Below are 16,664 nucleotides of genomic sequence, written 5' to 3'. Positions count from 1 at the left end.
CCGCCGCGCCACGCAGCCGCCCCACTCAACTATCGGTACTCAGCTGTCGAAGCCCAACCCCACCTTGTCCATCAGGGTGAGCCACGCGCCGCGCTTTCCTTCGCGGCGTTCGCTTCGCGCGAGCTGATGTCGGGTGGCGGTGATCCCGATCCACCGCAGCGGTTCCGGAGGGAACGGAACGGGCTTGGTGCGCACCATCTTCAGACGTGTGCGCTCGGTGTCGAGGCCGTCCACGAGATCGAGCGCGGTCCGGGCGCCGAAGTGCGACGCACCGACACCGAGCCCGGTGAACCCGACCACGCTCACCACACGGCCCTCGTGGGCCCGGTCCCAGAACGCGCAGAAACGTGAACAGGTGTCGATGACCCCACCCCAGGTATGGGTGGCGCGTATCCCGTCGAGCTGCGGGAAGAACTGCAGCAGATGCTCGCCCAGCAGTCCGAACTCCCCCGGCTCGAACTCGTGCCGCGGACCGGCATCGGACCCGTAGTGGTAAAGGGCATCCCAGCCCCCGAAGAGGATGCGATCGTCGGCGGTGAGCCGGAAGTAGTGGAACCTCGGACCGCAGTCGGCGAGGCCTTCGCGGCCCGACCATCCGATCGCCGCCCGCTGCACCGGGGTGAGCGGCTCGGTCATGAGCGCGTAGTCCCAGACCGGCACCGTGTACGGGCGGAGACGACGAATCCGCGACGGACTGGCCGACGTCGCGAGGATGACCGCGGCCGCATCGACCTCACCGTAGGAGACCGAAGCACGGATCCGCTCACCCACCGAGAAGAGACCGGCGACCTCGGTGTGCTCGAAGATCTGCACGCCCAGTCGTTCCGCCGCTGCCGCGAGCCCCCACGCGAGCTTCGCCGGGTCGAGCATCACGACGTCACGATCGAGGGTGGCCGCGACCACCATCGGCGACGAGACCCGTTCCTGCGCCTCCGGCCCCGGCAGCAACGGCAGGTCGATGCCGAGCAATGCCGCCTGTGACGACGACTCCTGCAGGTCTGCCACCTGCCAGTCGAAGTTCGCGATGTCGAGCTCGCCGGTTCGCTCGAGGTCGGCATCGATACCCAGTCGCTCGACGGCGGCCTCGATGTCGTCGAGGGTCTGCCGGCCCATCCGCAGGAGTTCGGGCATCTCGTCGGGAAACCTGTCGAGACCGTTGGCCAGGCCGTGGGTGATGCTCGCCGAGCAGAAGCCGCCATTACGGCCCGACGCATGCTCGGCTATCCGGTCCCGCTCCACCAGGACCACTCGTCGGCGTGGGTTCTGCTCGGCGGCCTGCACCGCAGCCCACAATCCGGTGAAACCACCACCGACGATCAGGAGGTCAGCGGACACCGCCCCGGTCAGGCGTGGCCGCGGCTCGGGCCGTTCGGGCCGGTCGAGCCAGTACGGGACCGGCCTGGCCTGCGCCACCATCGCCGTCCCGCGCGCGGTCGGCTCGCTCGCCCAGCTCATCTCGCGCCGGCGAACACGGTTCGGTGCCAAGGCTTCTCGGCCACCCCGGTGATGTCGCTCATCACGTGCTTGGTCGCGAGGTACTCGTCGAGGGAGTAGGTGGACATGTCCTTGCCGAAGCCGGATGCTCCAAATCCCCCGTGGGGCATCTCGCTGACGATCGGAATGTGGTCGTTGATCCAGACACAGCCCGCATGGATCTCGCGGGAGGCACGCTGCGCCCGGTACACGTCGCGTGTCCACGCCGACGCGGCCAACCCGTACACGGTGTCGTTGGCTCGGCGGATCGCATCGTCGTCGTCGGTGAAGGGGCTCGCCGTCAGCACCGGGCCGAAAACCTCATCGCGATAGATCTCGGAGTCCTCCGCGACATCGGCGACCAGGGTCGGCGGGAAGAATGCCCCCGGGCCATCCGGGACGGCCCCGCCGGTGACCACTCGCGCGTCCGACCGACGCGCACGATCGACCATCGCGGCGACCTTGTCGCGGTGGCTGCGCGAGATGAGCGAACCCAGGTCTGTTGCCGGGTCATAGGGATCTCCCATGACGACGCCGGCCATCAGATCGGCCACGCCGTCGACGAACTCGTCGTAGCGGGCCTCGGCGACGATGGCGCGGGTGGCAGCGGTGCAGTCCTGCCCCGCGTTGATGAGCGCCGCGGCCACCGCACCGTGCACCGCCGCGGTCATGTCCGCATCGTCGAAGACCACGAAGGGCGCCTTGCCGCCGAGCTCGAGTTGTACGCGCGTACCGTTCGCGGCGGCCTGTGACATGACCATCCGACCCACGGCCGTCGAGCCGGTGAAGGTCACCATGTCGACCCCGCGATGACCGGCGATGGCCGCGCCGACCTCGGCGCCGCTGCCCACCACGATGTTGAGTACGCCATCGGGCAGACCGGCCTCGCCGGCGAGACGAGCCAGTGTGAGAGTTGTCAGCGGAGTGATCTCGGCGGGCTTGAGGACCACCGCGCACCCGGCGGCAAGTGCGGGCAGCACCTTCCAGACCGCCATCTGCAGCGGGTAGTTCCACGGCGTGATGGAACCGACGACGCCGACCGGTTCCCGCCGGATCGACGACGTGTGATCACCCGAGTACTCGGCGGCGGCCTTGCCGTCGAGATGGCGAGCGGCCCCCGCGAAGAAGTCGACGTTGTCGACACACCCCGGAACATCGAACTCCGTGGCCAGACGAATCGGCTTGCCGGTATGACGAACCTCCTCGTCGGCGAGCAGACGCGCATCGGCCGCGAGTGCTCGCCCGAGCGATGCCAGCACTCCCGCGCGTTCCGCGGGCGTCGCCGCACCCCAACCCGGTTGGGCGGATCGGGCGGAATCGACCGCCGTGTCGACGTCGTGGGCGGTACACAGGGTCAGTGACGCAGCCACCTCGTCGGTCGCCGGATCGATGACGGCGTACTGCGAACCCGACCCGGCGAAGGCCTTTCCGCCAATCCAGCCCGACGGAACGTCTCTGATGGGTGACATGCTCGTCGAGCCTACCGGCCGAAGTTCGAATTCACGACCCAGAGCGCCATATCAATATGGAAAACATCGCTTCGGGTTGCACAAAACTACGGAATCCGCCACGATCGTGGTGTGCCCGAATCCGTTTCCTCACCCCTGGACGCGATCGCCAAGAAGATCATCGAGGAGTTGCAGGCCGATGGTCGGGCCTCGTATGCCTCGATCGGCAAGACGGTGGGGCTCTCCGAGGCAGCCGTCCGCAATCGGGTTCAGAAACTCAACGAGAGCGGTCTGCTCCAGATCGTCGCCGTCACCGATCCCCTCAAACTGGGCTTCTCGCGGCAGGCGTTGATCGGCATCCGATGCACCGGCGACACCCAGGCGCTCGCCGAACAGCTCGGCCGCTGCCCCGAGATCGACTACGTCGTCCTCACCGCCGGCTCCTTCGACATCCTCATCGAGGTCGTCTGCGAGGACGACGACCATCTCCTCCGCATCCTGAACAAGCAGGTTCGAACGCATCCCGAGGTCACCGGTACGGAGACCCTCGTCTATCTGAAATTGGTCAAGCAACAATACAATTGGGGTACCCGATGAGCATTGCCCACGATCCCGCCACCGATCTCTCACTCGGCGAACGCAGCGCCGCTCATCTCTGGGGGCACTTCGCCCGCCACGGCGACGGCATCACGCCGCCGGTCATCACCCGCGGCGAGGGCATGCGGATCTACGACGACCGAGGACGCAGCTACCTCGACGGCCTCGCAGGCCTCTTCGTCGTGCAGGCCGGGCACGGTCGCGTCGAACTCGCCGAAGCCGCGGCCAAGCAGGCCAAGGAACTCGCGTTCTTCCCCATCTGGTCGTATGCGACGCCCCCCGCCATCGAACTCGCGGAGCGCCTTGCCGCCCACGCCCCCGGGGATCTCAACCGGGTCTTCTTCACCACCGGCGGCGGCGAGGCGGTGGAGAGCGCCTGGAAGCTGGCCAAGCAGTTCTTCAAGCTCACCGGAAAACCCATGAAGCACAAGGTGATCTCGCGTGCGGTCGCCTACCACGGGACCCCACAGGGTGCGCTCGCCATCACCGGTGTGCCGGCTCTGAAGCAGATGTTCGAGCCGCTCACCCCGGGTGGCTTCCGCGTTCCCAACACCAACATCTATCGCGCCCCGAACGAGGAACTCGCCGCCGATCCCAAGAAGTTCGGCCGCTGGGCGGCCGACCGCATCGCCGAGGCCATCGAGTTCGAGGGACCCGAGACCGTGGCGGCGGTCTTCCTCGAACCGGTCCAGAACGCGGGCGGATGCTTCCCGCCGCCGCCCGGATACTTCGAACGCGTCCGGGAGATCTGCGACGAGTACGACGTCCTGCTCGTCTCCGACGAGGTCATCTGCGCATTCGGCCGGATCGGATCGATGTTCGCGTGCGACGACTTCGGCTACGTACCGGACATCATCACCTGCGCGAAGGGCATGACCTCGGGTTACTCCCCCATCGGCGCGATGATCGCCAGTGACCGGATCTTCGAGCCGTTCCGCGACGGCACGACGAGCTTCCCGCACGGCTATACCTTTGGCGGACACCCGGTCTCGGCCGCCGTGGCATTGGCCAATCTCGACATCTTCGAACGCGAGGGACTCAACGCGCACGTCAAGCAGAACGCCCCGGCGTTCCGTGCCACCCTGGAGCGCCTCAACGATCTGCCGATCGTCGGCGATGTCCGGGGCGAGGGGTTCTTCTATGGGATCGAGCTGGTGAAGGACAAGGCGACCAAGGAGACGTTCACGCCCGCCGAATCCGAACGGATCCTGCGAGGCTTCCTCTCGTCTGCGCTGTTCGACGCCGGTCTCTACTGCCGGGCCGACGACCGCGGCGACCCGGTGGTGCAGCTCGCACCGCCGCTGATCGCGACCCAGACCGAGTTCGACGAGATCGAGCAAATCCTTCGTTCGGTGCTGAGCGAGGCATATACATTGCTGTGACCATGTCCCGAATCGCCGCGCTCCCCAAGGTCGAACTGCACCTGCACATCGAGGGAACCCTCGAGCCAGAGCTCGTCTTCGAACTGGCCCGCGAGAACGGCATCGACTTGCCCTACCTCGACGCGGACGAGCTGCGGGCCCGATACGCGTTCGACGACCTGCAGTCCTTCCTCGACATCTACTACGAGAACCTCGTCGTGCTCCGCGGCCGCCGGGATTTCGCACGGCTGGCCCACGCCTACGCCGCACGCGCCCACGCGGCCGGGGTGGTGCACGCCGAGGTGTTCTTCGACCCGCAGGCGCACACGGTTCGTGGCGTCACGCTCGCCGACGTCGTCGATGGACTGATCGACGGCTTCGAGCGGGCTCATGCCGAGCTCGGCATCACGACCGGCCTGATCGCGTGTTTCCTACGGGATCGTCCTGTCGCGGAGGCGCTCTCGACCCTCGATGAGTTGCTCGCCCTGGATGCACCGATCATCGGTGTCGGGCTCGACTCCGCGGAGGTCGGCAATCCCGCCTCCCGGTTCGCCGAGGTCTTCGACCGCGCGTCGCGCGCCGGCCTGCGACTGGTCGCCCACGCCGGCGAAGAAGGAGGACCCGATTCGATCCTGCAGGCACTCGACGACCTCGCCGTCGAGCGCGTCGACCACGGCATCCGCAGCGTCGACGATCCGCAGCTCATGGCCCGCCTCGCGGACGAACGAACACCGCTCACGATCTGCCCCCTGTCGAACGTGCACCTGAATGCCGTCGCCGACATCGCATCGCATCCGCTGCCGGAGCTCATCGAGGCCGGTCTCCGCGTGACCATCAACTCCGACGACCCCGCGTACTTCGGTGGCTACGTCGACCAGAATTACGCCGCCGTCGTCGATGCGTTCGACCTCGACGACCAGACCGTGGCAAGGCTGGCACACAACTCGGTCGATGCCAGCTTTCTCGACACGTCGCGGCAGCGGGAGATCCACGCTCGGATCGATGAGTGGCTGTCGCTGCCGACCGGTGGCCCGCCTGCGGACTGATCGCCCGCGCATCACCCATCGATCCGGGGGAACGGCTGCAGCCTGCTGGTCACACGTCGCACAATGAGCGTGATGACGACCGTTCGGAAAGATCCGGCAGCGGACCCGGACGACGAGCTCCGCCTGATCGCGACGATGTTGCGCGACCGGCTCGAGGGACTCTCCGCAGCGGTGGCGCGGGCCATTCGGCACGACGTGGACTACTACGCGTCGACCGATGCCCTGTCGCTCGACGACATCACCACGACAGTCCGCGCCAACTTCGAACTGGTGGTGTACGGACTCACCGGAGATGAGCGCTTCGACACCTCGCAGGCCGAGGAGACCGGTACATCACGGGCCGCCGTCGGTGTCCCTCTGCCCGCCCTGATGCATGCCTACCGAATCGGCTTCCAGATGGTGTGGGCCGAATTCAAGTCCATCGCCCAGGAACGCACCGAACTGAGTCGGTCGACGCTGCTCGACGCGACCGCGCGGATGTGGCAGGCACAGGATGCGTTCATCATGGCGATGGCCGCGGCACACCGGGAGCGGACAACGGCCAAGATCCTCGACGATGCGAGCGAACGCGCCGCACTCACCCAACACCTGCTCGAGGGGAGGGTCTCGTCGGAGCAGAGTCTCTGGGAGATCGCCGACATCCTCCGGTTGCCCCATCGAGGCCCCTTCCTCGCCGTCGCGGCGGCCGCGACGACTGTCGGCAGGGCACCTCTCGCCGGCATCGAGAACAAGCTGCGCGGCATCGATCTCTCGTCGGCGTGGCGACTCCTGCCCGACCAGCAGATCGGGATCGTCTATGCGCCGTCGCTCTCGGCTCGCGAACAGGTGATCGGGTTGCTCACCCGAGTCGCCGTCGGGCGGGTCGGTGTCAGCGCACCTTTCGCAGAACTCGCCGACACATCGAGGGCTCTGCGGTACGCCCGGGTCGCGATGTCCGGAAAGGGTGAGGGGGTCAACGTGTTCGACGACTCGGTGTTGGGGGTTGCGGCGGTCACCGCACCTGAGGTGACCGCCGACCTCGCCGCCCTGGTCCTCGGTCGGCTCTACCAACTCGCCCCCGAGGATCGCGATCCTCTCTTCGACACCTTCCGGATGTGGTCTGCCGTCGGCGGCAACGTCACCGACACCGCGGAACGTCTGTTCGTTCATCGGAACACGGTGCGCCATCGGCTCAGGCGTATCGAAGAGCTGACCGGGCGTTCGACAACGGCGCCCCGGGACGTCGCGGAACTGTGCCTGGCATTCGAGGTGGACGAGCACTTCCCGGTCGCCCGGCGCCCACCGGTCTCCTGATCCGGGACCGTTGGCGACCGTCGCGGCGCGTGGGTGTGCACGTGCACACCCACGAGCACCCCACGTTGACGAGCACACCATGGCGCCTCGGGGTGATCGAGCGCACGATTGAACGGTAGGCAGTACCCGCGAAAGATCTGATTCCTCGACGCCCTGCCCACCGGCGCGACCGGGAAGATCCAGAAACGCGACATCACCGCCCCCGAGGAGATCAAACAATGACCATTGCTCACAATCATTCCGCCGCAGGCGATATCGCCGCCCCGCTAGATCTTCTTCTGGTCAACTCGACCAAGTCGTTCACGAACCGGATGACGCCCAACGCCGCCTGGGCCCGATTCGGCGGGTCACTCGCCCGGCAGCCGATCACGGTCGCCGACACCGGCCTCGGTCTCGCCCGCGAACTCGGTGCGATCACTCTCGGCCGCTCCGATCGGGCCCCGGCCCGGCACGACAAGCGGTTCGCGAACCCGGCCTGGTCGGGTAACGCGCTCCTGCGCCGCATCGAGCAGGCCTACCTGGCAACCTCAGAGGCGGCCGAACGCCTCTACGCGGCGGCCGATCTGGACTGGCGCGACGCCGAGAAGGTTCGGTTCGCATTGGACAACATCATCGAGGGCTCGTCGCCCACCAACAATCCGCTGGTGAGCCCCGTCGGCTGGAAGGCACTCATCGACACCGGTGGCCTGTCCGCGGTCCGCGGCGCCAAGGCGTTCATCCGCGACATGGCATCCAAACCGCGTGTGCCCGCCATGGTCGATCCGGATGCGTTCCACGTCGGTGAGACGGTCGCCACGACCAAGGGTGCAGTCGTGCTGCGCACCAAAATGTTCGAACTCATCCAGTACGCACCACAGACCGCCACCGTGCACCAGACGCCAATGCTGATGGTGCCGCCGGTGATCAACAAGTACTACGTGATGGACATCGCGCCGCAGCGCAGCCTGATCGAGCACTACGTGCGTGGCGGACAGCAGGTCTTCACCATCTCGTGGCGTAACCCCAAAGCACGACACCGGGAATGGGGATTCGACGCCTACGGCAAAGCACTCATCGAGGCCATCGACGCCGCTCGGTCGATCACCCGCGCCGAATCCGCGAACGTGTTCGCCACCTGCTCCGGCGGAATCCTGGCCGCGATGACGCTGGCACACCTCACCGCCACCGGGCACGGCGACAAGGTCGCCAGTCTCACGTTGGGTGTCACCGTGCTCGATCAGAGCCAGGCGGGCTTCGCTTCTGCACTGGCCAGCGAACGCGCCGCCAAGGCTGCGATCCGGACGTCGGCCGACAAGGGCTACCTCGACGGCAACGCGATGGCCGAGATGTTCGCCTGGCTACGACCCACCGATCTGGTGTGGCGCTACTGGGTCAACAACTACATTCAGGGTCGCTCCCCCGCCGCATTCGACGTTCTCTTCTGGAACGCCGACACCACCCGGATGACCGCGGCGCTGCACCGCGACATGGTCATGATGGGGCTCAACAACGACCTCGTCACCGCGGGACAGGCGACCATGTTGGGCACGCCGGTCGATCTGGGCGCCATCACCTGCGACGCTTATGTCGTCGGCGGCATCGCCGACCACATCTGCCCGTGGCAGGCGACATATCGCAGCGCCGCGCTTCTCGGCAGCAAGGACAACACGTTCGTGCTGTCGACGAGCGGGCACATCGCCTCGCTCGTCAACCCACCCGGCAACAAGAAGGCGTCGTTCCGCAGCGCGCAGGTCGATGCCGACGTCGCCCCCGATGCGTGGCTGGACTCTTCGGAGAAGCACGCCGACTCGTGGTGGCCCGACCACCTCCGGTGGCTCGCCGAACGCTCGGGCCCGCAGATCGATTCACCTGCCGTGCTCGGCGGCCCCGGCCATGAGGCCCTCGCCCCGGCACCCGGCACCTACGTGCACGAGAAGTGAGACGCCACATGACAACACCGGCCTCATCCGCAGCCGATCCCGCCGGCGATACAGACGTGTTCGTCGCGGTGGGCGGACAGCGGATACGAGTGCGATATCGCCGCGGCTTCGGAGTCCCGCTGGTGTTGTGCAACGGCATCGGCGCGAGCCTCGAGGTGCTCGACCCGCTGGTCGAGCACCTCGACCCGAACCGTCCCGTGATCACCTTCGACGTGCCCGGCACCGGAGAATCGCCTGCTTCGCCGCTGCCGTACGGCTTTCCGTACCTGGCCTGGGTTATCGGCCGGATGCTGGATCGGCTGGAGATCGGTGTCGTCGACATCCTGGGGCTCTCGTGGGGCGGCGCGCTGGCCCAGCAGTTCGCCTTCCAGAATCCTCGGAGATGCCGGCGGCTGATCCTGGTGGCGACGGGCACCGGTGCCATCATGGTGCCCGGTCATCCGCGAGTGCTGAACAAGATGATCACTCCTCGCCGATTCCGTGATCCCTCCTACGGCGGCACGATCGCCGCCGAACTCTACGGCGGCGCAGTCCGCGAGCGGGGACAGGACGTGGTAGATCTGTTCGTCCGGCAGCTGCATGCCGGCTCCCGTACCGGCTACCTGCATCAGCTCCTCGCAGGCTCGGTGTGGACGTCCGTGTTTGCCCTCCCGATGATCCGGCAGCGCACACTGCTCATCGCGGGTGACGACGACCCCATCGTGCCGATCATCAACGCGCAGATCATGGATCGGCTGCTCCCGCGGTCGCGATTGCACAGGCACGACGGCGGTCACATCGATCTGGTGGTGGCCGCGGAGACATTCGCCCCCGTCATCGATGACTTCCTCGGCGCACCCGGCATCGCTCGTGACACCAAGCGCCGCGGCGTCGCCTGTCAACTCACCCCGGGGGGATGATCCCGTCGTCGCGGCGGCGACCGCGTCCACGCGGAGCCCGGGCACCATCGCTGATAATGTCCGTGCGATGAGGCTCCTGGTCCTGTTCATCCTTGTGATGATCACGCTGGTGTGCCCGTCGGCAGCGGCATATGCCGTTCCTGTTCCGGTGACCACCCCGGTCACCGATCACTGTCCGCACAAGGTCACGACACCGCCCGCGGTCGACACCTCCGAGGTCGTCACACCCGGCTCGCCCGCCCCCAGCCCACTTCCGGTACCGGATCCGCCCGTCGGCGGTACCCGTCTGGCCGGATGCGGGGTGGTCGCCGAGCCGGACGCCGGACCGGTGCCGGGCCGACTGACCTCCGCGGGATGGCTGATCGCCGACCTGGACACCGGGAAGATCATCGCGGCGAAGGACCCGCACGGCCGATATCGCCCGGCATCCACCGTCAAGGTCCTGCTCTCGCTGGTGGTCCTCGACGCGATCGACCGGGGCACAATGGATCTCGATGCGGTCGTCGCCGCCACACCGGAGGATTGGGGCGCCGAGGGCGATTCCTGTGGCATGGGACCGGGTGGTCACTACACCGTCCGCGACCTGCTGAGCGGTCTGATCGTGGTGTCCGGCAACGACTGCGCCAGTGCGCTCACACGACAGCTCGGCGGTGTGGACGCCACCCTTACGGCGATGAACGACAAGGCGCACTCGCTCCAGGCGCTCGACACGCATGCGTCCACACCGTCGGGTCTCGACGCGGCCGGCATGTCGACCTCACCGTACGACCTCGCGCTGATCTATCGGGAGGCGATGCGCAACAGCCTTTTCCGAGAGCTGATCGGATTGCGCGACTACCGTTTCCCTGGCTACCCGAAGCGTCCCGACGTCCCCGGCGACAAGGACCACCCGGGCTACCTCATGCAGACCTCGAATCATCTGCTGCTCGACGGCTATCCCGGCATGTTGGGAGGTAAGACGGGATACACCGATGACGCCCGTAAGACGTTCGTGGGGGCGACCGAACGTGACGGCCGCCGGATCGTGATCGTGCAGATGTACGGGCTCACTCTCGAGTCGGATTCGTACTGGGATCAGGCCGAGTCCATGTACGACTACGGTTTTCGCGCGCCGACGGACACCGAGGTGGGGCTGCTGGTGACACCATCCACCGGCCGGCCCGCCCCTGCGACCACCGCGGCGGCAGCACCTGATCCCACCCAGGCCATGTCCGCGACGGGTACGGACCATCCGGACCGGTGGTCGATCCGAATCCTGGTCGGCCTCTGCGCCGCACTCGTCGCGATCGGTCTCCTGCTGGTCGCTCTGCGGCTGTTCGCCCGGCGGTGACCGGCCCGCCGGATGGGGCTAGCGCCGCAGCAACCACCCGACGAATCCGCTGATGGCAGCGGCGATACCGGCGACCGCCACCAGGGTGGCCGGCCTGGCGACGGGATTGACCTGATAGTTCGGCGAGACGACCACCGGCGGCAGCGGCGCGTCCTCCTCGGTGACCTGGAACTCCTCGTTGATCGGATCGGTCGCACACCAGGCCGCGGCGTAGAGCACGATGCGGGATGCGAGGTAGGCGAACACGAGTAGGCCGATGATGGGGCCGAATGCCACGCCTGCCGGACCGCTCAGCACCGACTGGAGGTAGATGCCGCCAACGGTCTTGACGATCTCGAAAGCGATCGCGGTGAGCAGTCCGGCCTTCAGAGTGTTCCGGAACGGCAACTGCACCAACGGGAGCCGCGACATCACGAAGGTGAACAGCAGCCAGGTCGCCATGACCGAGACGATGATGGACACGGTCCGAATCACAGCGGGAGCCCACGAGGCGTCCTCGAGACCCACCCACGACAGCACCTCGGTCGTGAGACCGGAGTTGCCGAGGGCGGTGAGCGCCATGGTGCCTGCGAAGGCGAGACCGAGCACGACGAAGGTGATCAGGTCCCAGACCTTCGACATGACGGCGTTGCGGTTGACCCGGCCGCCCCACATCTCGGTCATGCCCAGTCGGACGCCGGAGATCCAGCCGATGCCGGTGAACGCGGCACCGATCAGACCCACGATGCCGACGGCGGCGCGAGACGCGATCGCCGAGTCGATGAGGTCGCTGACCTGATCACCCAGCCCCTCGGGCATGTTCTTGACGACCGCATCCTGCAGTTCTTTCAAGAGCTCTGGCTGATTCGCCAGGACGAAGCCGGCGATCGCGAACACCACCATGACGATGGGAACGAGCGCGAGTATCCCGTTGAAACTGATGCTCGCAGCGTAGAGGTTGCCGCGACGATCGTTGTACCTCTGAACCATCTGGATGAGGTGTTCGAGCCATGTCCAGCGCTCGCGCGCCCCGGCGAAGGCGCTCTTCCCGCGCTCGACCGCCGACTTTCCGGAATCCACCATCGAACTCACCTGTACCGCCTCCTCATCGGATCACGGGGTCAGTCGGGTAACGGCTGATCACCCTTCCGGTGCCAGGAATCCCACTTTGTCATAGACGGAGGCCAGCGTGGTCGAAGCAACCGATCGCGCGCGCGCCGCACCGCGGGCGAGGATGTCGTCGAGATGAGACGGGTCGTCCATGTATTCGGCGACCCGCCCGCGCAGCGGCGTGACGAACTCGGTGAGCACGTCCGCGGTGTCAACCTTCAAGTCGCCGTAGCCCTTTCCCTGATACTTGTCGACCAGGACGTCCATCGGGGTGCCGGCGAGCGCGGACTGGATGGTGAGCAGATTGCTGACGCCCGGCTTCTCCGCCGGGTCGAAGCGGATGTCGGTTCCGGTGTCGGTGACCGCGGAGCGGATCTTCTTGGCGGACTTCTTGGGCTCGTCGAGCAGGTTGATGAGGCCGCGGTCGGACTCGGCAGACTTGCTCATCTTGGCGGTCGGGTTCTGCAAATCGTAGATCTTGGCGAACTCGGTGACGATGTACGCCTCGGGCACCTTGAGAACCTTGCCGAACCGTGAGTTGAAACGCTGCGCGAGATCGCGTGCGAGTTCGAGATGCTGGCGCTGGTCCTCCCCGACCGGCACGCGATCCACCTCGAAGGCGAGGATGTCGGCGGCCATCAGGATCGGATAGGTGAACAGCCCGACGCCTGCCGCGTCGGTGCCCTGCCTGGCCGACTTGTCCTTGAACTGGGTCATCCGGCTCGCCTCGCCGAAGCCGGTGATACAGGACAGCACCCAGGTGAGTTGGGCGATCTCCGGCACGTGGGACTGCACGTAGATCGTCGATCGCTCCGGGTCCACGCCCACCGCGAGCAGTTGGGCAACACTGCGGCGCGTGCGGTCGCGGAGTTCCGCGGGCTCGTAGGCCACCGTGATCGCGTGCATGTCCGGGATGAAGTAGAAGGCGTCGAACTCGTCCTGCAACGCCACCCACTGGCGCACCGCCCCCAGGTAGTTTCCGAGGTGGAAGGAATCGCTGGTCGGCTGGATACCCGACAGCACGCGCGGCCGTGATGCGCCGGATTGGGTGACGTCGCTGCTCATGCCTCCAGTTTCGCAGATGCCCGCGACCGGTTTTCCGGGAGAGGTCGGCAGGAACGCTCAGTCGTACACGACGGTCATCGGCGCATGATCCGACCACCGGAGGTCGTAGGCCGCAGCACGGTCGACCGTCGCCTTCACCGCCCGCCGCGCCAACGATCGGTTGGCGAGCTGGTAGTCGATCCGCCACCCGGAATCGTTGTCGAAGGCCTTACCCCGCCATGACCACCAGGTGTACGGCCCCTCCTCGTCTGGAGCGAGGTCGCGCGCCACGTCCGACCATCCCTCGTCGAGCAGGTCACCCACCCAGGCCCGCTCATGCGGCAGGAATCCCGGACTCTTCCGATTGCCCTTCCAGTTCTTGATGTCGGCCTCGGCGTGCGCGATGTTCCAATCCCCACCGACCACGACCTGCCGACGACGACGGGCGAGTTTCCGGAGGTACTGACCGAACTCGTCGAGAAACCGCACCTTCTCGTCGAACTTCGCGACGTCCTTCGGCTCGGAGGTCGCGGCCGCTCCTTTGGGGAGGTACAGGCTCCCCACCGTGAGAGGCTCAGCCGCACCCTCGACGTCCACTTCGAGATACCGGCCGGTCCGGTCGAACTCGTTGCTGCCGAACCCGATTCGGACCTGCCCGATCGGCAGTCGACTGAGCACGCCGACGCCGGCATGCCCCTTGACCACCGAGGAGCTCACGGCCAGGTGCCAGCCGTCGTCGAGGGCAGGCGCGAGGGCCTCGCGTGCCTGGTCCTCGTCCGCACGGACCTCCTGCAGCGCGACGACATCGACGGCCGCGTCGGCCAGCCATGCGAGAAGCCCTCGATTCGCCTCGGAACGGTGCTTCACCGCAGCCCGGACGCCGTTGACATTGACGGTGCTGATCGTGATGGACACAGCGTCCGAGGGTACCGCCCCGTTGTGGTGCGCCCGTACCAGAGGTAAGCCAACCCTTGCTTTGTGCGTCCTCTTTATGCAACCCTTACCTAACTGACCCGAAGAGGTGAAGACAATGTTCGTTTGCATCTGCCGCGCGGTGACCGAAGACGAGGTCCATGAGCACTGCTCGTCCGGCGCGATGTCGGTCGACGCGATCGGCGAACGTTGCGGTGCGGGCGAAGGCTGCGGCACCTGCCTCGAACGACTCCACGAGATCGTCAGCGAAAGGACCGCCACCGCCACGACTGCTGCATGACGGACGTCATCTGACGTCGATTCGACGACCTCGCGCCGGAAGCCCGACGCGGGGACTTCACGCGTGCTACGTTCCCATTACCACGGCGAACGGAGACACGGTCATGCGCGGCGACGACGAGGTGATCGCACTACTCAACGAACAGCTCACGAGCGAGCTGACGGCGATCAACCAGTACTTCCTGCATTCCAAGATGCAAGCGAATTGGGGGCTCACCGAGATCGCGGGCAAGTCACGCGCGGAGTCCATCGAGGAGATGCACCACGCGGAGACCCTGACCGATCGCATCCTGTTCCTCGAGGCTCTGCCCAATTACCAGAAGATCTTGCCACTGCGCATCGGGCAGACCCTGCGCGAGCAGTTCGAATCCGACTTGGCGGTGGAGATCGAGGTGGTCGAGCGGCTACGGCCCGGCATCTCGATGTGCCGGGGCAAGGGCGACATCACCAGTGCGAAGATCCTCGAGGACATCCTCAAGGACGAAGAGGATCACATCGACTACCTCGAGACCCAGCTCGAGCTGCTGGACAAGCTCGGCGAGCAGCTCTATCTGTCGAAGACGGTCGCGACGCCGCCCACTGTCGGCTGACCTCGGCACAAGACATTTCTGCAGCTCCGACAGCGGTTGCGGCCCATGCGGGCCGCAACCGCTGTCGGCGTTTCGGCGCGCGTCGACGGCTCGCCGGTTACGCGGACAGGCCGACGCCCTCCGCCGGTACCTCTGAGCACTGCCGGTCCCGCGCGGTCCGCCGTTGGGTGACCAACGCGAGCGCCAACACCAGGAGTCCGGCCGCCGCGAGAAGAGCTCCGAGCATCGACGGTGCCCGATAACCGTGACCGGCCGCGATCACCACTCCGCCCAACCAGGCACCCAGCGCGTTGGCGATATTGAGGGCCGAGTGGTTCAGAGCCGCGGCGAGTGTCTGCGCATCGTCGGCGACATCCATCAGTCTGGTCTGGAGGGCCGGGATGGTGGACGCTCCCGACAACCCGATCGCGAAACTCAAGAACATTGCCGCCCAGGCGTTCTGCAGCATCAGTGCGAACAGCGCGAGTGAGGCACCGGTGGCCACCAGTCCGATCAGGATCCCGAGCGGCACGCTGCGGTCGGCGAGGATCCCGCCTGCGACGTTGCCGACGACCATGCCGAGGCCGAACAACATCAGCGCGACCGGAACGAGCGACACCGATATGCCGGTCACATTCGTCAGCGCGGAATTGAGATAGGTGTAGAAGGCGAACATGCCGCCGAAGCCGACCACCCCGATGAGCAGTGTGAACCACACCTGTGGTCGTGCGAGCGCACCGAGCTCGGTGATCGGATTGGTCACCGGCATATCCGCCAGATCGGGGAGATTCCGTACCAGGGCGACGATGGTCGCCAGACCGATCACCACGACGAGCGCGAAGGCCACCCGCCACCCGAGAGACTCGCCGAGCCAGGTCGCCATCGGGACACCGAGGACGTTGGCCACCGACAGGCCGAGCATCACCTTGCCGACCGCCTTCGCCCGATCACGAGGGCCGGCGAGATGCGCGGCGACCAGGGCCGCGACCCCGAAGTAGGCGCCGTGCGGCAGGCCCGCAACGAATCTCGCGACGATCAGCAATCCGTACGTTGGTGCGAGCACCGTCGCGAGATTGCCGACGGTGAACGCGACCATCAGGCCGATGAGCAGGGTGCGACGGGACATGCGAGCGGTGAGCGCCGCGATCAGCGGGGCGCCGACAACCACCCCCAACGCATACGCCGAGATGACATGACCGGCCGTCGGCTCGCTGACGCCGAGGGTGCCGGCGATGTTCGGCAGCAAGCCCATCGCGACGAACTCGGTGGTTCCGATCCCGAACCCGCCGAGCGCAAGGGCGAGGATGGCCCACCGACGGATGGACCGCTGCGGGCGGGCGGACGACGCCTGCGTGAGGCCGGGAGGTGAGGACACCATTTCTCC

The 16,664-nt window shown here is 66.6% G+C and carries 15 protein-coding genes; 9 read left to right on the top strand and 6 right to left on the bottom strand.

The window, feature by feature from the left end:
* Nucleotides 1-39 precede the first annotated feature (39 nt).
* A complete protein-coding gene (locus OVA31_RS19310; protein ID WP_267628205.1) occupies nt 40-1,455 on the bottom strand; it encodes an NAD(P)/FAD-dependent oxidoreductase in 1,416 nt (471 codons plus the stop codon).
* Entirely contained in the window at nt 1,452-2,942 is a 1,491-nt protein-coding gene (locus tag OVA31_RS19305) for a gamma-aminobutyraldehyde dehydrogenase (RefSeq protein WP_267628204.1), read from the bottom strand. The genes OVA31_RS19310 and OVA31_RS19305 overlap by 4 nt, the downstream gene beginning before the upstream one ends.
* Nucleotides 2,943-3,053: 111 nt before the next feature.
* Here OVA31_RS19305 and OVA31_RS19300 point away from each other — a divergent pair, with 111 nt between their 5' ends.
* The 7 genes from OVA31_RS19300 to OVA31_RS19270 all read left to right on the top strand — a co-directional run bounded on the left by OVA31_RS19300 (nt 3,054) and on the right by OVA31_RS19270 (nt 11,366).
* The gene (locus OVA31_RS19300; protein ID WP_267628203.1) at nt 3,054-3,518 is read left to right on the top strand and encodes an Lrp/AsnC family transcriptional regulator; all 465 of its coding nucleotides are present in this window, start codon (nt 3,054-3,056) and stop codon (nt 3,516-3,518) included.
* Complete coding sequence (locus OVA31_RS19295; protein ID WP_267628202.1) at nt 3,515-4,900, top strand: aspartate aminotransferase family protein; 1,386 nt, start codon at nt 3,515-3,517, stop codon at nt 4,898-4,900. The genes OVA31_RS19300 and OVA31_RS19295 overlap by 4 nt, the downstream gene beginning before the upstream one ends.
* A gap of 2 nt (nt 4,901-4,902) precedes the next feature.
* The gene (locus OVA31_RS19290) at nt 4,903-5,925 is read left to right on the top strand and encodes an adenosine deaminase (protein ID WP_267628201.1); all 1,023 of its coding nucleotides are present in this window, start codon (nt 4,903-4,905) and stop codon (nt 5,923-5,925) included.
* A 72-nt stretch (nt 5,926-5,997) separates the two neighbouring features.
* A complete protein-coding gene (locus tag OVA31_RS19285) occupies nt 5,998-7,218 on the top strand; it encodes a PucR family transcriptional regulator (RefSeq protein ID WP_267628200.1) in 1,221 nt (406 codons plus the stop codon).
* A 218-nt stretch (nt 7,219-7,436) separates the two neighbouring features.
* The gene (locus tag OVA31_RS19280) at nt 7,437-9,137 is read left to right on the top strand and encodes a PHA/PHB synthase family protein (protein WP_267628199.1); all 1,701 of its coding nucleotides are present in this window, start codon (nt 7,437-7,439) and stop codon (nt 9,135-9,137) included.
* A gap of 8 nt (nt 9,138-9,145) precedes the next feature.
* The gene (gene phaZ / locus OVA31_RS19275) at nt 9,146-10,036 is read left to right on the top strand and encodes a poly(3-hydroxyalkanoate) depolymerase (RefSeq protein WP_267628198.1); all 891 of its coding nucleotides are present in this window, start codon (nt 9,146-9,148) and stop codon (nt 10,034-10,036) included.
* 67 nt (nt 10,037-10,103) lie between these two features.
* Entirely contained in the window at nt 10,104-11,366 is a 1,263-nt protein-coding gene (locus tag OVA31_RS19270; protein ID WP_420714083.1) for a D-alanyl-D-alanine carboxypeptidase family protein, read from the top strand.
* Between the two features lie 18 nt (nt 11,367-11,384).
* On the opposite strand, the gene OVA31_RS19265 is transcribed toward OVA31_RS19270, so the two are convergent.
* The 3 genes from OVA31_RS19265 to OVA31_RS19255 are packed head-to-tail and all read right to left on the bottom strand — an operon-like array spanning nt 11,385 to nt 14,414.
* Nucleotides 11,385-12,437 (bottom strand): YhjD/YihY/BrkB family envelope integrity protein, encoded by a 1,053-nt coding sequence (locus OVA31_RS19265; RefSeq protein WP_267628197.1) that lies wholly within the window; start codon nt 12,435-12,437, stop codon nt 11,385-11,387.
* Nucleotides 12,438-12,485: 48 nt separating this feature from the next.
* Nucleotides 12,486-13,520: a tryptophan--tRNA ligase gene (gene trpS, locus OVA31_RS19260; RefSeq protein ID WP_267628196.1), complete on the bottom strand. Its 1,035-nt coding sequence runs from the start codon at nt 13,518-13,520 to the stop codon at nt 12,486-12,488.
* A gap of 57 nt (nt 13,521-13,577) precedes the next feature.
* Nucleotides 13,578-14,414 (bottom strand): exodeoxyribonuclease III, encoded by an 837-nt coding sequence (locus OVA31_RS19255; protein WP_267628195.1) that lies wholly within the window; start codon nt 14,412-14,414, stop codon nt 13,578-13,580.
* A 115-nt stretch (nt 14,415-14,529) separates the two neighbouring features.
* Between OVA31_RS19255 and OVA31_RS19250 the strand changes: the two genes are divergently transcribed.
* Entirely contained in the window at nt 14,530-14,712 is a 183-nt protein-coding gene (locus OVA31_RS19250) for a (2Fe-2S)-binding protein (protein ID WP_267628194.1), read from the top strand.
* Nucleotides 14,713-14,815: 103 nt separating this feature from the next.
* The gene (gene bfr, locus OVA31_RS19245; RefSeq protein ID WP_267628193.1) at nt 14,816-15,301 is read left to right on the top strand and encodes a bacterioferritin; all 486 of its coding nucleotides are present in this window, start codon (nt 14,816-14,818) and stop codon (nt 15,299-15,301) included.
* A gap of 97 nt (nt 15,302-15,398) precedes the next feature.
* Here the strand turns inward: bfr and OVA31_RS19240 are convergent, their stop codons facing one another.
* Nucleotides 15,399-16,658 carry an MFS transporter gene (locus tag OVA31_RS19240; RefSeq protein ID WP_267628192.1) on the bottom strand — a complete coding sequence of 420 codons (1,260 nt, stop codon included), beginning with the start codon at nt 16,656-16,658 and terminating at the stop codon, nt 15,399-15,401.
* Between the last annotated feature and the right edge of the window lie 6 nt (nt 16,659-16,664).

It is taken from the genome of Gordonia sp. SL306 (genome assembly GCF_026625785.1).
In the GTDB taxonomy this organism is placed as follows: domain Bacteria; phylum Actinomycetota; class Actinomycetes; order Mycobacteriales; family Mycobacteriaceae; genus Gordonia.
Note: the sequence above shows the minus strand (reverse complement) of the source record. Positions and strands in the feature narration are given on the sequence as shown.

Excerpts from the sequence above, each read along its gene's own strand:
- OVA31_RS19240 (WP_267628192.1), bottom strand. The coding sequence starts at position 16,658 with ATGGTGTCCTCACCTCCCGGCCTCACGCAGGCGTCGTCCGCCCGCCCG.
- OVA31_RS19305 (WP_267628204.1), bottom strand. The coding sequence starts at position 2,942 with ATGTCACCCATCAGAGACGTTCCGTCGGGCTGGATTGGCGGAAAGGCC.
- OVA31_RS19280 (WP_267628199.1), top strand. The coding sequence starts at position 7,437 with ATGACCATTGCTCACAATCATTCCGCCGCAGGCGATATCGCCGCCCCG.
- OVA31_RS19270 (WP_420714083.1), top strand. The coding sequence starts at position 10,104 with ATGAGGCTCCTGGTCCTGTTCATCCTTGTGATGATCACGCTGGTGTGC.
- OVA31_RS19295 (WP_267628202.1), top strand. The coding sequence starts at position 3,515 with ATGAGCATTGCCCACGATCCCGCCACCGATCTCTCACTCGGCGAACGC.
- OVA31_RS19250 (WP_267628194.1), top strand. The coding sequence starts at position 14,530 with ATGTTCGTTTGCATCTGCCGCGCGGTGACCGAAGACGAGGTCCATGAG.
- OVA31_RS19285 (WP_267628200.1), top strand. The coding sequence starts at position 5,998 with ATGACGACCGTTCGGAAAGATCCGGCAGCGGACCCGGACGACGAGCTC.
- phaZ (WP_267628198.1), top strand. The coding sequence starts at position 9,146 with ATGACAACACCGGCCTCATCCGCAGCCGATCCCGCCGGCGATACAGAC.
- OVA31_RS19310 (WP_267628205.1), bottom strand. The coding sequence starts at position 1,455 with ATGAGCTGGGCGAGCGAGCCGACCGCGCGCGGGACGGCGATGGTGGCG.
- bfr (WP_267628193.1), top strand. The coding sequence starts at position 14,816 with ATGCGCGGCGACGACGAGGTGATCGCACTACTCAACGAACAGCTCACG.
- OVA31_RS19290 (WP_267628201.1), top strand. The coding sequence starts at position 4,903 with ATGTCCCGAATCGCCGCGCTCCCCAAGGTCGAACTGCACCTGCACATC.
- trpS (WP_267628196.1), bottom strand. The coding sequence starts at position 13,520 with ATGAGCAGCGACGTCACCCAATCCGGCGCATCACGGCCGCGCGTGCTG.